At 71.0% G+C, this 13,066-nt stretch carries 12 protein-coding genes; 8 read left to right on the plus strand and 4 right to left on the minus strand.

Annotation, left to right across the window (positions count from 1 at the left end):
- Positions 1-177: 177 nt before the first annotated feature.
- Together HJC40_RS15010 and HJC40_RS15015 are read right to left on the minus strand one after the other, a co-directional pair.
- Positions 178-1,524 carry a glutamine synthetase family protein gene (locus HJC40_RS15010; RefSeq protein WP_250001700.1) on the minus strand — a complete coding sequence of 449 codons (1,347 nt, stop codon included), beginning with the start codon at positions 1,522-1,524 and terminating at the stop codon, positions 178-180.
- A 49-nt stretch (positions 1,525-1,573) separates the two neighbouring features.
- Positions 1,574-3,097, minus strand: a complete 1,524-nt coding sequence (locus HJC40_RS15015; protein ID WP_250001701.1) for an amino acid permease — start codon at positions 3,095-3,097, stop codon at positions 1,574-1,576.
- A gap of 755 nt (positions 3,098-3,852) precedes the next feature.
- Between HJC40_RS15015 and HJC40_RS15020 the strand changes: the two genes are divergently transcribed.
- From HJC40_RS15020 to HJC40_RS15050, 7 genes are all read left to right on the plus strand, one after another.
- On the plus strand, positions 3,853-4,224 hold the full coding sequence (locus tag HJC40_RS15020; protein ID WP_250001702.1) for a MerR family transcriptional regulator: 372 nt from the start codon (positions 3,853-3,855) through the stop codon (positions 4,222-4,224).
- A 33-nt stretch (positions 4,225-4,257) separates the two neighbouring features.
- Positions 4,258-5,529: a sensor histidine kinase gene (locus HJC40_RS15025; protein WP_250001703.1), complete on the plus strand. Its 1,272-nt coding sequence runs from the start codon at positions 4,258-4,260 to the stop codon at positions 5,527-5,529.
- Positions 5,523-6,182: a response regulator transcription factor gene (locus HJC40_RS15030; protein ID WP_250002061.1), complete on the plus strand. Its 660-nt coding sequence runs from the start codon at positions 5,523-5,525 to the stop codon at positions 6,180-6,182. Before HJC40_RS15025 ends, HJC40_RS15030 begins: the two co-directional genes overlap by 7 nt.
- Positions 6,183-6,269: 87 nt before the next feature.
- Positions 6,270-7,154 carry an ABC transporter ATP-binding protein gene (locus tag HJC40_RS15035; RefSeq protein WP_250001704.1) on the plus strand — a complete coding sequence of 295 codons (885 nt, stop codon included), beginning with the start codon at positions 6,270-6,272 and terminating at the stop codon, positions 7,152-7,154.
- Complete coding sequence (locus HJC40_RS15040; RefSeq protein WP_250001705.1) at positions 7,151-8,215, plus strand: ABC transporter permease; 1,065 nt, start codon at positions 7,151-7,153, stop codon at positions 8,213-8,215. Before HJC40_RS15035 ends, HJC40_RS15040 begins: the two co-directional genes overlap by 4 nt.
- A gap of 133 nt (positions 8,216-8,348) precedes the next feature.
- Complete coding sequence (locus HJC40_RS15045; protein ID WP_250002062.1) at positions 8,349-9,311, plus strand: LLM class F420-dependent oxidoreductase; 963 nt, start codon at positions 8,349-8,351, stop codon at positions 9,309-9,311.
- A 126-nt stretch (positions 9,312-9,437) separates the two neighbouring features.
- On the plus strand, positions 9,438-10,076 hold the full coding sequence (locus tag HJC40_RS15050) for a hypothetical protein (protein ID WP_250001706.1): 639 nt from the start codon (positions 9,438-9,440) through the stop codon (positions 10,074-10,076).
- A gap of 82 nt (positions 10,077-10,158) precedes the next feature.
- Here HJC40_RS15050 and HJC40_RS15055 read toward each other — a convergent pair whose 3' ends face one another.
- Positions 10,159-10,761 carry a PadR family transcriptional regulator gene (locus HJC40_RS15055; RefSeq protein WP_250001707.1) on the minus strand — a complete coding sequence of 201 codons (603 nt, stop codon included), beginning with the start codon at positions 10,759-10,761 and terminating at the stop codon, positions 10,159-10,161.
- Positions 10,762-10,885: 124 nt separating this feature from the next.
- On the opposite strand from HJC40_RS15055, the gene HJC40_RS15060 reads away from it, so the two are divergent.
- Positions 10,886-11,725, plus strand: a complete 840-nt coding sequence (locus HJC40_RS15060; protein ID WP_250001708.1) for a GNAT family N-acetyltransferase — start codon at positions 10,886-10,888, stop codon at positions 11,723-11,725.
- A gap of 165 nt (positions 11,726-11,890) precedes the next feature.
- On the opposite strand, the gene ispG is transcribed toward HJC40_RS15060, so the two are convergent.
- Positions 11,891-13,063 carry a flavodoxin-dependent (E)-4-hydroxy-3-methylbut-2-enyl-diphosphate synthase gene (ispG, locus tag HJC40_RS15065; RefSeq protein WP_250001709.1) on the minus strand — a complete coding sequence of 391 codons (1,173 nt, stop codon included), beginning with the start codon at positions 13,061-13,063 and terminating at the stop codon, positions 11,891-11,893.
- Positions 13,064-13,066 lie beyond the last annotated feature (3 nt).

Here is a 13,066-nt window from a genome sequence, read left to right on the forward strand (position 1 = left end):
TCCGGCGACGGTTGCTTCCGGCCTGTGGACAACCGCACCGCCGGCCGGGCCGGGCTGTGGACAACCCGGCCCGGCCTGCGCCGCCCGCCGTAGAGTCGGGCCCGCCCCCTGGTCGGGCGGGGTGGGCCGGTTGCATTCTGGCCGTTGCGTTCCGGGCGGTTGCGTTTCGGCCGGTGATCACATGCGCTCGAAGCCCCGGCGCAGCTCCCAGTCGGTGACGACGGCGTCGAAGGCGGTCAGCTCCACCTGGGCCATGTTCGCGTAGTGGCCGACCACGTCGGGGCCGAAGGCGGCCTGGGCCACCTCGCTGCCCAGCCACAGCTGCTGCGCCTCCCGCAGCGTCGTCGGCACCCGGTCGGCGCTCGCGTCCTCGTACGCGTTGCCCGGGGTCTCCGGCTCCAGCTCGAGCTCGTTCTCGATCCCGTGCAGCGCCCCCGCGACCAGCGCGGCGATCGCCAGGTAGGGGTTCACGTCCCCGCCCGGCACCCGGTTCTCCACGCGCATGCCCTGCCCGTGGCCGGCGATCCGCAGCGCGCAGGTGCGGTTGTCGACCCCCCAGCGCAGCGCGGTCGGGGCGAACGACCCGGGCTGGTAGCGCTTGTACGAGTTGATGTTGGGCGCGAAGAGCAGGCTGAACTCGCGCATCGTGGCCAGCAGCCCGGCCAGCACGCGCTGCCCGGTGTCGCTGAGGTGGGCCGGGCCGTCGCCGAGCATGGCCGACTTGCCGTCCCGGCCGCGCAGCGAGAAGTGGATGTGGCAGGAGTTGCCCTCGCGCTCGTTCGGCTTGGCCATGAAGGTCAGCGCCATGCCCTCCTGCGCGGCGATCTCCTTGGCCCCGTTCTTGTAGATCACGTGGTTGTCGGCGCAGGTCAGGGCGTCGGCGTAGCGGAAGGCGATCTCGTGCTGCCCGAGGTTGCACTCGCCCTTGGCGCTCTCGGGCACCAGACCGGCGCCGTACATGTCGTTGCGGATGCGGCGCAGCAGGGGCTCGACGCGCGCGGTGCCGAGCATCGAGTAGTCCACGTTGTACTGGTTGGCCGGGGTCAGGTCGCGGTACTGCTTGGTGAAGGCTTCCTCGTACGTGTCCTTGTAGAGCACGAACTCCAGCTCGGTGCCGGCGTACGCGGTCAGGCCGTGCTCGGCCAGCCGGTCAAGCTGGCGCTGCAGGATCTGGCGCGGCGAGGCGTACACGGGCTCGCCGCCGGTCGTCTCGAGGTCGGCCAGGACCAGCGCCGTCCCCTCCTGCCAGGGCACCCGGCGCAGGGTCGTGAAGTCGGGCTTCATCACGAAGTCGCCGTAGCCGCTGGACCACGAGGACATCGCGTACCCGTCCACGGTGTTCATGTCGACGTCCACCGCGAGCAGGTAGTTGCACCCCTCGCTGCCGCCGCTGACCACCTCGTCCATGAAGTAGCGGCCGTGCAGGCGCTTGCCCTGCAGGCGTCCCTGCATGTCGGTCAGCGCCAGCAGGACCGTGTCGATGCTGCCGTTGTCGACGGCGACATCCAGTTCCTCGAGATCCATCCGGGCCCCTCCTCGTGGGGGCCGGGCGCGGACGCCCGGCCCCGGGTGATCATTCGGTCGGCAGCGTGGGTTCGCCGTGCGCGGCCTTCTCGATCAGATTCTGCTTCGGCCCGGTGAACCACTTGCGGGCGCTGACGAACCACCAGATCGTGGCGAAGGCGATCACGAGCAGGACCGCGAAGATCGTGTAGTTGAAGTTGCTCGCGGTGATCGGGCCCGCCGTCGGCAGCACGAAGAGCACGCAGATGATCACCACCCAGACGATCGCGATCCAGCCCACCGGTGCGCTCCACTTGCCCAGGCTCCACGGTCCGGGCTGGAAGTCGGGGCTCATCCGGCGGAGGAACACCGGTCCGACGTACGCGATGTAGAGCCCGATCACCGCGATCGAGGTCGCCGCCAGGTAGGCCGTCGTGTTCCACAGCGACGGCAGCACCAGCAGGGTCGACAGGGTGACGCAGAGCCAGATCGAGTTCGTCGGCGTACCGGTGCGGGGGTTGACCTTCTTCCACAACCGCGAGCCCGGCAGGGCGCCGTCGCGCGCGAAGGCGTACGACATCCGGGAGTTGGCGGTCACCGACGCCATGCCGCAGAACCACTGCGCGACCATGCAGATGAACAGCAGGAACGTGCCGGTGTTGTGGCCGGCCGCGTCGATGAAGATCTGCGCCGGCGGCAGGCCGAGCTCGGTCGTGCGCTCCGCCTCGTAGTCCTGGATGGACCAGGTGATCGCGGTCAGCAGCACGAAACCGGCGATCACGGAGACGACGACGGAGAGCACGATGCCTCGCGGGGCGGCCCGGGCGGCGTCGTGCGTCTCCTCGGCCACGTGGGCCGAGGCGTCGTAGCCGGTGTATGTGTACTGCGCCATCAGCAGACCGACGAGGACGGCGTAGACGCCCGCCCCGGCGAAGGTGAAGCCGGTCGAGTTGTGCACCTCGGTGAAGACCTCGGACAGCGGCTTGTGGTTGTCCGGCACGATGGCCAGAACGCCCACGATGACCGCCACACCGACCAGGTGCCACCAGGCGCTGACGTCGGAGAGCAGCCGGACGAGGTTGACGCCGAACGTGTTGAGCAGGCCGTGCGCGATGATGATGACCAGGAAGATCAGGAACGTGCGCCCGGTGGTCACCTCCATGTCGAAGGTCAGGCTCAGGAAGGCCGACGTGGTGATGGCCGCGCCGAAGTCGATGGCCGCGGTGACCGCGACCTCGCCGAGGAAGTTGAACCAGCCGACGAACCAGGCCCAGGCGGGCTTGTTGCGTTTGGCCAGCGCCGCCGCCCACCAGTACAGGGCGCCGGCAGTCGGATAGGCCGAGCAGACCTCGGCCATGGCCAGGGCCACGAAGGTCACCATGATGCCGACGAAGAGCCAGCCCAGGGTGATGGCGATCGGGCCGCCGGCGGTCATGGCGATGCCGTACGAGGTGATGGCACCGGCCAGAATGGAGATGATCGAGAAAGAGACCGCGAAGTTCGAGAAGCCGGACAGTCGGCGATGCAGTTCCTGCTGGTAGCCGAGCTGGGCCAGACGTTCTTCGTCGGTGCTGGGTGCGGGGTTGACACTCATGTGCGGCTCCCTTACCGAGGGATTCCTGTGACCGGTTGCTGTGACCGGGACCACGGCGTGCCGTGATGATCTACCCGCTGTGTTACGCCCGTCAATGCACTCCGTTAATTGCGTTGCCCGGGCCTCGCCGAGCGCCGCACACTCATAGCCATGACAGGGCATCGGGATCTCTCCGGACGAGCCCTGCCGGTGTTCTGACGCCCTCAGCGGCGCGCGAGCCCTCGGCAGGCTTCGCGAACACCTCGGGGCCGCCATCGGCGCCCCGGCCCGCGGCGGCGCGGGGCGCGGTCACCTCTCTCACGCGGCATCGCCGCGCCATGCGCCCGTCCCGCGTCGCCGCCCTCTTCACCTGCGCATTTCTGGTGGTCCGCAGCACCACGTACGTCGATATGTCCAAAAAATCTACAGCGGCGATACTAGAAATCCGACGGTCATGGGAATAGAGTCTCTGGTGTCGGCCACGCACAGCCGACACGAACATGGCACAGACCCTGAGTTGGCTAAGGAGGACGAGATACCGCAGCAACGCGCAAGCGCAACGTCCCCGACCCGACAAGAGGTGATCGCAGCCGATGCCCATCACTCCGGTGGTCTGCTAGCGGCACGCGAGCAGACGACCGCATGCGCCGGCGACGGCCGGCACCAGAATTGAAAAGCCAGGGCCCCGGTTACCCGCCGGGGCCCTGGACTGTGCACCCGGCGCCGAGCCACCCGCCACCCGCCGGGACCCCCTGGACACCCCCCGGAAGGGCACGATGAGCACGACCTTCGACGACGCCGACTTCCCGGCGTACACGATGGGCCGCGCCGCCGACATGATCGGCGTGACCCCCGCCTTCCTCCGCAGCCTCGGCGTCGCCGGCCTGATCGAGCCTCAGCGCTCCCACGGCGGCCACCGCCGCTATTCCCGTCACCAGCTGCAACTCGCCCTGCGCGTCCGCCAGCTCCTCGACGAGGGCCTCCAGCTCGGCGCGGCCTGCCGCATCGTCACCCTCGAGGACCGGCTCGCCGCGGCCCACCGGCGCATCGTCGACCTGGGCGGCGCGCTCACCCCCGAGGACGACGCCGACATCCCCACCCAGACCCACCCGGACATCGCCAAGACCCAGTACTACAGCGCGCCCTGATGACCCAGTGACGGTTGTGGCAGCCTGAGGGGCATGCGCAGCCTCGACGACTGGCAGCGGCCGGGGCCGACCCCCCGCCAGCGCCGCAACGACCTCGTCATCGCGCTCGTCGTCCTCGCCGCCGCGCTGCTCTACGTGATGCTCGCCCGCAGCGTCGGCCAGTTCGTCTGGGGCGTCGAGCGCAGCGCGGCCGAACATCTGGCGTTCGCGTTCGCGATCTGTGTCCCGCTCGTCTGGCGGCGCAGCCATCCCGATCTCGTCCTGGTCATCACGGCCGTGGTCTTCATCGCCGGCCAGGTGCGCGAGGCCCAGGAGATCCAGTTCGCCTCGGGCACGATCTTCGCGGCGATCTACGCGGCCGGCGCCTGGGGCCCCGACCACGGCCGGTCCCGCTGGCTGCGGGTCGCGGTCATCGGCGCCATGTTCGGCTGGCTCGCCGTCGCCTGGCTGATCGCCGTCGACCGCATCCCGGCGGACGCCTTCCCGGACGGCACCGGCGAGCTGCCGCCACTGTTGTCCGCGCTGGTCAGCCAGGTGCTCGTGAACGTGGCGCTGTTCGGCTTCGCCTACTTCTTCGGCGAGACGGCCTGGCTGTCGGCCCGCCGCGAGGCCGTGCTGGTCGAGCAGACCGAGCAGTTGCGCGTGGCCCGGGCCGCGGCCGAGGAGCGCGCCGTCGTCACCGAACGGCTGCGCATCGCCCGCGAACTGCACGACGTCGTGGCCCACCACGTCTCGGTCATGGGCATCCAGGCCTCGGCTGCCCGCCGGGCCATGGAACGCGACACCGCCACGGCCCGCGACGCCCTGACCGCGGTCGAGGACGGCGCCCGTACGGCGGTCGACGAGCTGCACCGGATGCTGGGCGCGCTGCGGACCGCCGACGAGCCGGTGTCCACCCCGACCGCCGGGGTCGACCGCGTCGAGGAACTGCTCGACCGGGTCCGTGAGGCCGGGCTGACCGCCGAGTTCGCGATCTTCGGCGACGCCGTGCCGCTGCCCGAGTCGACGTCACAGGCGGCGTACCGGATCGTGCAGGAGGCCGTGACCAACGCGCTCAAGCACGCGGGCGCGTCCACGGTCGACGTGCGGCTGCGCTACCTGGCCCGCGAGCTGGAGATCGACGTCGCCGACGACGGGCGGGGCGCCACCCGCGCCGGCGAGGGCGGGATGGGCCTGGTCGGCATGCGCGAGCGGGTGGCCCTGCTGGGCGGCGCGGTCGAGACCGGCAACCGGTCGGCCGGGGGTTACCGGGTGCGGGCCCGGCTCCCGCTGATCCCGGCGCAACGGGTGGGGGCGTCATCGTGATCCGGGTCCTCCTCGCGGACGACCACCGGCTGGTCCGCACCGGCTTCCGCGTCATCCTCGGGCTCGAGGACGACATCGAGGTCGTCGGCGAGGCCGAGAACGGCGCCCAGGCCGTCGAGGCCACCGCCGCGCAGCACCCCGACGTGGTGCTGATGGACGTCGAGATGCCCGGCATGGACGGCCTCGAGGCGACCCGGCGGATCGTCGCCGCCGGCGGTGGCCCGTCCGTGCTGATCCTGACCACGTTCGACCGGGACGACTACCTGTTCGCGGCGCTCGATGCCGGCGCCAGCGGCTTCCTGCTCAAGAACAGCTCACCGGAGTCGCTGGTCGAGGCCGTCCGGGTGGTGGCCCGCGGCGACGCGCTGCTGGCGCCCGAGATCACCCGCCGGGTGATCTCGGCCTTCGCCCGGCCAGGTCGCGCCCGGGCCGAACCCGGTGCCCGCCTGGACGAGCTGACCCCGCGCGAGCACGAGGTGCTCATCGCGCTGGCCGGGGGCGCCACCAACGCCGAGATCGCCGCCGCCCTGCACCTCGGTGAGACGACGGTGAAGACCCATGTGAGCCGGGTGCTGACCAAGCTCGGGGCGCGCGACCGGACGCAGGCGGTCGTGCTGGCGTACGAGCTGGGGGTGGTCCGGCCCGGCGGCTGATCCTCCGCCGATCCTCCGCGAGGAGGACCCCGCGGGTCCTGCCCGGGCCGGACGCTTTCTCCGCTCCCGCCGCCTAGCGTCACAAGCATGCTGAACGTCGATTCCGTCAGCCGCAGCTTCGGTGACCGGACTGTCCTGAAGGACGTGTCGTTCCCCGTGGGCAGCGGCAAACTGACCGGGTTCGTCGGCGCGAACGGCGCCGGCAAGACCACCACCATGCGGATCATCCTCGGCGTCCTGGCCGCCGACTCGGGCGAGGTGACGCTGGACGGCAAGCCGCTGACCCGCGAGATCCGCCAGCGCTTCGGTTACATGCCGGAGGAGCGCGGTCTCTACCCGAAGATGACCGTGCAGGACCAGGTCGTCTACCTCGGGCGGCTGCACGGGCTCAGCAACGCCGCCGCCGCCGAGCGCACCACCAAGCTGCTCGACCGCCTCGGACTGGGCGAACGGGCCGGCGAGAAACTGGAGAAGCTGTCGCTCGGCAACCAGCAGCGCGCGCAGGTCGCCGCCGCGCTGGTGCACGACCCCGAGGTGCTGGTGCTCGACGAGCCGTTCTCGGGCCTGGACCCCATCGCGGTCGAGACGACGGCCGAGGTGCTGCGCGACCGGGCCGCCGCCGGTGTGCCGGTGCTGTTCTCGAGCCACCAGCTCGACCTGGTCGAACGGCTCTGCGACGACCTCGTGATCATCGCCGACGGGTCGATCCGGGCCGCCGGCGACCGCGACGCGCTGCGTTCCCGGCACGCGCAGCCGCGCTACCACCTGGTGGTCGACACCGACGCCGGCTGGCTGCGCGACCAGCCCGGTGTCACCCTGCTCGACCTCGACGGGCGGCGCGCCGTCTTCGACCTGGACGCCGGCTTCGACGACCAGAAGGTGCTGCACGCCGCGCTGGAGCGGGGCCCGGTGCGCGCGTTCGGCCCGGTCGTCCCGTCCCTGACCGAGATCTTCCGAGAGGTCGTCCGATGAGCACGTACGCCGCCGCCAAGGTCGTCGCCGCCCGCGAGATCCGGGTGAAGTTGCGCGACAAGACCTTCCTGTTCAGCACCGCGTTCTTCCTGCTGTTCTCGATCGCGGTCACGGTGCTCCCGGCCGTCTTCTCCGGCGGGCCCTCGTCGGTCGCGGTCGCCGATCAGGCCACGGCCGCCCGGCTGCAGCAGGCCGACCTCGAGGTACGGGTGGTGGCCGACGACGCGGCAGCCGAGAAGCTCGTCCGCGACGGCGACGTGGACGCCGCCGTGCTCGCCGGCCCCGAGGTGATCGCCCTGCAGGACCAGCCCGGCTCGGTCGTCGAGGCGCTGAGCACGGCCCCGCCCGTACGCATCCTGAAACCCGACGCGATCGACCCGTTCCTGGCCTACATCGTGCCGTTCGCGCTGGCCTTCGTCTTCTTCTTCACGTCGTTCCTGTTCGGACTGCAGATCGCCCAGAGCGTCACCGAGGAGAAGCAGACCCGGATCGTCGAGATCCTGGTGGCCAGCGTGCCGACCCGCGCGCTGCTGGCCGGCAAGGTGGCCGCGCTCGGCCTGCTGGCCTTCGTGCAGGTCGCGCTGATCGCCGTGGTCACGCTGATCGGCGCGCGGCTGGCCGGCCTCGACCGCGGGGTGCTGCACGTGCTGCAGCCGGCGATCGGCTGGTTCGTGGCGTTCTTCCTCATCGGCTTCGTGATGCTGGCCGCGCTGTGGGCCGGCGTGGGCGCGCTGGCCGCCCGGCCCGAGGACCTCAACGGCGTCTCGCAGCCGGTGCAGATGGCCGTGATGCTGCCGTTCTTCGCGGTGATCTTCCTGGGTGAGAACGACCTGGCCATGCGGATCCTGTCGTACGTGCCGTTCTCGGCGCCCATCGCGATGCCGACGCGCATCTTCAACGGCGACGCCGCGGGCTGGGAGCCGTTCCTGGCGCTGGCCGTCATGGCCGTGACGGCCGTGGTGCTGCTCGGCGTGGGCGCTCGGGTCTATGAGGGGTCGCTGCTGCGCACCAACGGCAAGACCTCGTGGGCGACGGCCTGGCGGTCGCGCACGTCTGGTTAGCACGGTCCCATCAGCGCCGCCTGGTCGGCGCCGCCCGGTTGGCGCTCGTCGGCGCCGCCCGGTCGGCGCCGACTGGTGGTGGACCTCACCTCCCGGGACAGGCAGGATCATGGCCATGTCGATGCGATGGGGCATGACCGTTCCGCTGAGCGGGATCCCGCTGTCCGAGCACGCCCGGGTCTACCGGACCCTGGCCGAGGCCGGCTTCACCGACCTGTGGAGCTCGGAGGTGGCCGGCTCGGACGCCTTCACCCCGCTGACGCTGGCCGCGGCCTGGGCCCCGGAGATGCGGCTGGGCACGGCGGTGGCGCCCGTCTTCACCCGCGGCCCCGGCCTGCTGGCGATGACCGCGGCCGCGCTGGCCGAGACGGCGCCGGGCCGCTTCCAGCTCGGCATCGGGGCGTCGTCCCCGGTGGTGGTCGGCGACTGGAACGCGGCCGAGTTCGCCGAGCCGTTCCAGCGCAGCCGCGACATGCTGCGGTTCCTGCGCTCCGCGCTGGCCGGCGAGCTGATCGACGGCGAGTTCGAGACCTTCTCCGTACGCCGGTTCCGGCTCGAGCGTCCACCGGCCGCGCCGCCGCAGGTGCTGCTGGCCGCGCTCCGCCCCGGCATGTTGCGCCTGGCCGCCGCCGAGGCCGACGGCGTGATCCTCAACTGGCTGTCCGCGAAAGACGTGTCGACGGCGCTGGCCGAGGTGAAGACCGACAAGCCGGACTTCGACGTGGCCGCGCGCATCTTCGTGTGCCCCACCGGCGACGCGGAGCACGCCCGGCGCATCGGCCGCCGCATGATCGCGGCGTATCTGACAGTGCCGGCCTATGCCGCCTTCCACCGCTGGCTGGGCCGGGACGAGGTGCTGACCCCGATGTGGCGGGCCTGGTCGTCCGGCGATCGCAAGGCCGCCCTGGCCGCCATCCCCGACAAGGTGGTCGACGACCTGATCGTGCACGGCTCCCCGGCCGAGTGCCGGCGGCGGATCGAGGCCTACGTCAAGGCCGGCGTCACGGTCCCGGCCATGGCCCTGCTGCCGACGCCCGCGCTGGACTCCGGCGATCCGGCCGCGATCCTCGAGGTGCTCACCGCGCTGGGCCGCTGACGATCACCCGTACGTCGGCTTTGTCCGATTATTGGTTATCGCCGGCGGACGGCGCGTGGGAGCGCGCCCAGGTTTGGCCGTGCAGTGACTGCCCGTGGCGGGCGCGGGGAAACTACGATGCGGCGCATGGCATTGATCCACAAGGCGACTCTGAGTCCCACCAAGGTTGAACTGCTGGCGGCGTGGCTCCCGAGCCGCCCGTGGTATCAGGGCGAGGCCGGCGCCCCGGTCGAGCGCGTGGCGTCCTACCGTTTCGACGACCCCGAGGGAGTCGTCGGCATCGAGACCCTGCTGGTCAAGGCCGGGAACGGCCCGACCTACCAGATCCCGGTGACCTATCGCGGAGGCCCGCTCGAGGGGGCCGACGAGTGGCTGATCGGCACGACGGAGCACTCGGCGCTGGGCCGGCGCTGGGTCTACGACGCGACCGGCGAACTCGTCTACGCCGAGGCGCTGGCGCAGGCCATGCTGACCGGCAGCGGCCAGGCGCAGGAGTTCATGGAGGTCGACGGGCACCTCGAGCCTCGTCAGCCCAGCATGTCGATCACGACCAGCAACATCTCGACCGACTACGCCGAGGCCCGCGCGGTCATCGCCATCCTGGGCACCGACGCGTCCGACCCCACGGTCATCCAGACCGACAAGCTCACCCTCACGATCCCCCGGGTGCTCAACCACGGCGTCACCTCACCCGGCGCGGTGCTGTTCGGCACCTGGCCGGGCCAGCCCGCGTCCGTTCCCCTGGCCTTCGCGAACCCGCGCTGAGACCTCTGACAAACGAAAAGGGCGCTCCCAGCTGGGAGCGCCCTTTTCCGTACGCGAGTTCGCTGGAGCGACGTTGCCTGTGTCACTCACCGTCGGCGAGGATGGCGTAAAGCTTGCGCTTCGTCTCGTTCAGGATCTCGAGGGCCCGCTGGCGCTGCTCGGGCGTGCCGTTGAAGCCGACCTGCTTGAGAGCGCCCATGATGCCGACCGCGGCGTCGCGGAAGTCCTGCACCTGCGACATCGTGTCGTCCCCGATGCTGGCCCAGGGCGGGTTCTCCCCCGCCGCCTCGGCCTCGGCCCGGCCGGCGTCGGTCAGGTGGTAGCTCTTGCGGCCACCCGCCGCCTCGGCCTCGATCAGGCCCTCGTCCTCGAGCATCTGCAGCGTCGGGTAGATAGAGCCGGGGCTGGGCCGCCAGATGCCGTTCGTGCGGGAGTCGAGCTCCTGGATCATCTCGTAGCCGTGCATGGGTCGCTCGAGCAGCAGCGCCAAGACGGCGACGCGGACGTTGGGCCGCGAGCCGCGCCCACCCCGTCGCGGGCCACGCCCGCCGGGGCCGAACGGGCCGCCGGGACCGAAGCCACCGCTGCCGCCACCGAACTCGCCGGGGCCGCCGAACGGGAAGCCGGGCGGGAAGGTGAACCCGCGATGCCAGAAGCCCTGCGGGCCGTGATGGATGTTCCTCATGACTATCTCCGATCTGTTGGCGATAGTTAGACGATATATCGGCAATAGCTCGTCGACAAGTGATTCTTTGCTGGAAGGGGTCGCGAGGGGTGTGGACCGGGTCCGATCTGGCAATGTGATAGCTGTGCTGACGGTGCCGATTCGCCAGCTCGGTGAGTCCGAGCGCGCGCAGGTCGAGAGAGTCCTCGACCGCGACCCCTACGCCGGCGCTCAGCTCGCCGAGCGGGTGGCGTCGCACGGCCTGAGCTGGTGGCGGTCCGACGGGCGGATCTTCGGGTACGGGCCCGGCCGCCGCGTCGAGTCGATCGTCTGGTCCGGCGCCCATCTCGTGCCGGTCTGCTCCACCCCGGCGGCGACCGCGGCGTTCGCCGAGCTGCTCGGCACCGAGCCCCGCATCTGCTCGTCGATCATCGGACGGTCCGACGCCGTGCTCGACCTGTGGGACAGGCTGGGCGGGCACTGGGGCCGGGCCCGTGACGTGCGCCCGCATCAGCCGTTGCTGGTGGCCGACCGCGACCCGTCGATCGCGGCCGACCCCGAGGTCCGGCTCGTGCGGCCCAGCGAGGTCGACGCGCTCTTCCCGGCCGCGGTGTCGATGTATACCGAAGAGGTCGGGGTCTCGCCGCTGCTCGACGACGGCGGGCGCGGCTATCGGCGGCGGATCGCCGAGCTGGTCAAGGGCAAGCGGGCGTACGCGCGATTCCTCGGCGACCGGGTCATCTTCAAGGCCGAGCTGGCGATCGTGACGAACCGCACCACGCAGGTGCAGGGCGTGTGGGTCGATCCGGAGTTCCGCGGGCAGGGCCTGGCCGCGCCGGCGATGGCCGCGGTGGTGCGCGACGCCCTGCAACGCGTGTCACCCAGCGTGAGCCTCTATGTGAACGACTACAACACGGCAGCGCGGCGCGTCTACGCCAAGTGCGGCTTCGTGTCGGCCGGCTCGTTCGCCACGGTGCTCTTCTAGCCCGACCGCAAACCCGCCTCGGGAGGGGCGCCTTCATCCCGAAGGGGCCACAACGGGTAAGCCCGCCTCGGCGGGGCCGAATGGGCCACAACGGGTGAAGCCCCCGCCGAGGCGGGGGCTTCATCGGTGTAGGCGGCCGGCCGGCAAGCGCGCCGGCGGCGGCGGTCAGTGGACGGTGACGGTCGGGCCGGGGATGAGCTCGCGCAGTTCGTCGGGCAGGTCGGCGCCCATCTGGTCGGCCAGGCGGAGGGCCTCCTCGACCAGGGTCTCGACGATGATCGCCTCGGGCACGGTCTTGATGACCTGGCCCTTCACGAAGATCTGACCCTTGCCGTTGCCGGACGCGACTCCCAGGTCGGCCTCGCGGGCCTCGCCGGGGCCGTTGACGACGCAACCCATGACGGCCACTCGCAGCGGCACCGGGAAGCCCTCGAGCGCCGCCGTCACCTGCTCGGCCAGGGTGTAGACGTCGACCTGGGCCCGGCCGCAGCTCGGGCACGAGACGATCTCGAGACCGCGCTCGCGCAGGCCCAGCGACTCGAGGATCTGGTTGCCGACCTTGATCTCCTCGACCGGCGGGGCGGACAGCGACACCCGGATCGTGTCGCCGATGCCCTCGGCCAGCAGCGCGCCGAACGCCACCGAGCTCTTGATCGTGCCCTGGAACGTGGGGCCGGCCTCGGTGACGCCGAGGTGCAGCGGGTAGTCGCACTGCTCGGCGAGCTGCCGGTAGGCCCGGATCATGACGACCGGGTCGTTGTGCTTGACCGAGATCTTGATGTCGCGGAAGCCGTGCTCCTCGAAGAGCGAGCACTCCCACAGCGCCGACTCGACCAGCGCCTCGGCGGTTGCCTTGCCGTACTTCTGCAGCAGGCGCTTGTCCAGCGAGCCGGCGTTCACGCCGATGCGGATGGGCACCCCGGCGTCGCCGGCCGCCTTGGCGATCTCTTTGACCTTGTCGTCGAACTGGCGGATGTTGCCCGGGTTGACCCGGACCGCCGCGCAGCCGGCGTCGATCGCCGCGAACACGTATTTCGGCTGGAAGTGGATGTCGGCGATCACCGGGATCTGCGACTTCTTGGCGATCGCGGGCAGCGCCTCGACGTCGTCCTGCGACGGCACGGCGACCCGGACGATCTGACAGCCGGACGCGGTGAGCTCGGCGATCTGCTGCAGCGTGGCGTTGATGTCGGAGGTCAGGGTGGTCGTCATCGACTGAACGCTGACCGGGGCGCCGCCACCGACCAGCACCCCACCCACGTTGATCTGCCGGCTGTGCCGGCGAGGCGCCAACGGCGGCGGGGGCACGGCCGGCATACCGAGACTGACAGCAGTCACTTT

The organism is Actinoplanes sp. M2I2, from assembly GCF_023544445.1.
Classification (GTDB): Bacteria; Actinomycetota; Actinomycetes; order Mycobacteriales; family Micromonosporaceae; genus Actinoplanes.

Bases quoted from the DNA above. Each gene is read 5' to 3' on its own strand.
- HJC40_RS15020 (WP_250001702.1), top strand. From the start codon at position 3,853: ATGAGCACGACCTTCGACGACGCCGACTTCCCGGCGTACACGATGGGC.
- HJC40_RS15055 (WP_250001707.1), bottom strand. From the start codon at position 10,761: ATGAGGAACATCCATCACGGCCCGCAGGGCTTCTGGCATCGCGGGTTC.
- HJC40_RS15010 (WP_250001700.1), bottom strand. From the start codon at position 1,524: ATGGATCTCGAGGAACTGGATGTCGCCGTCGACAACGGCAGCATCGAC.
- HJC40_RS15015 (WP_250001701.1), bottom strand. From the start codon at position 3,097: ATGAGTGTCAACCCCGCACCCAGCACCGACGAAGAACGTCTGGCCCAG.
- HJC40_RS15040 (WP_250001705.1), top strand. From the start codon at position 7,151: ATGAGCACGTACGCCGCCGCCAAGGTCGTCGCCGCCCGCGAGATCCGG.
- HJC40_RS15050 (WP_250001706.1), top strand. From the start codon at position 9,438: ATGGCATTGATCCACAAGGCGACTCTGAGTCCCACCAAGGTTGAACTG.
- HJC40_RS15045 (WP_250002062.1), top strand. From the start codon at position 8,349: ATGACCGTTCCGCTGAGCGGGATCCCGCTGTCCGAGCACGCCCGGGTC.
- HJC40_RS15035 (WP_250001704.1), top strand. From the start codon at position 6,270: ATGCTGAACGTCGATTCCGTCAGCCGCAGCTTCGGTGACCGGACTGTC.
- HJC40_RS15025 (WP_250001703.1), top strand. From the start codon at position 4,258: ATGCGCAGCCTCGACGACTGGCAGCGGCCGGGGCCGACCCCCCGCCAG.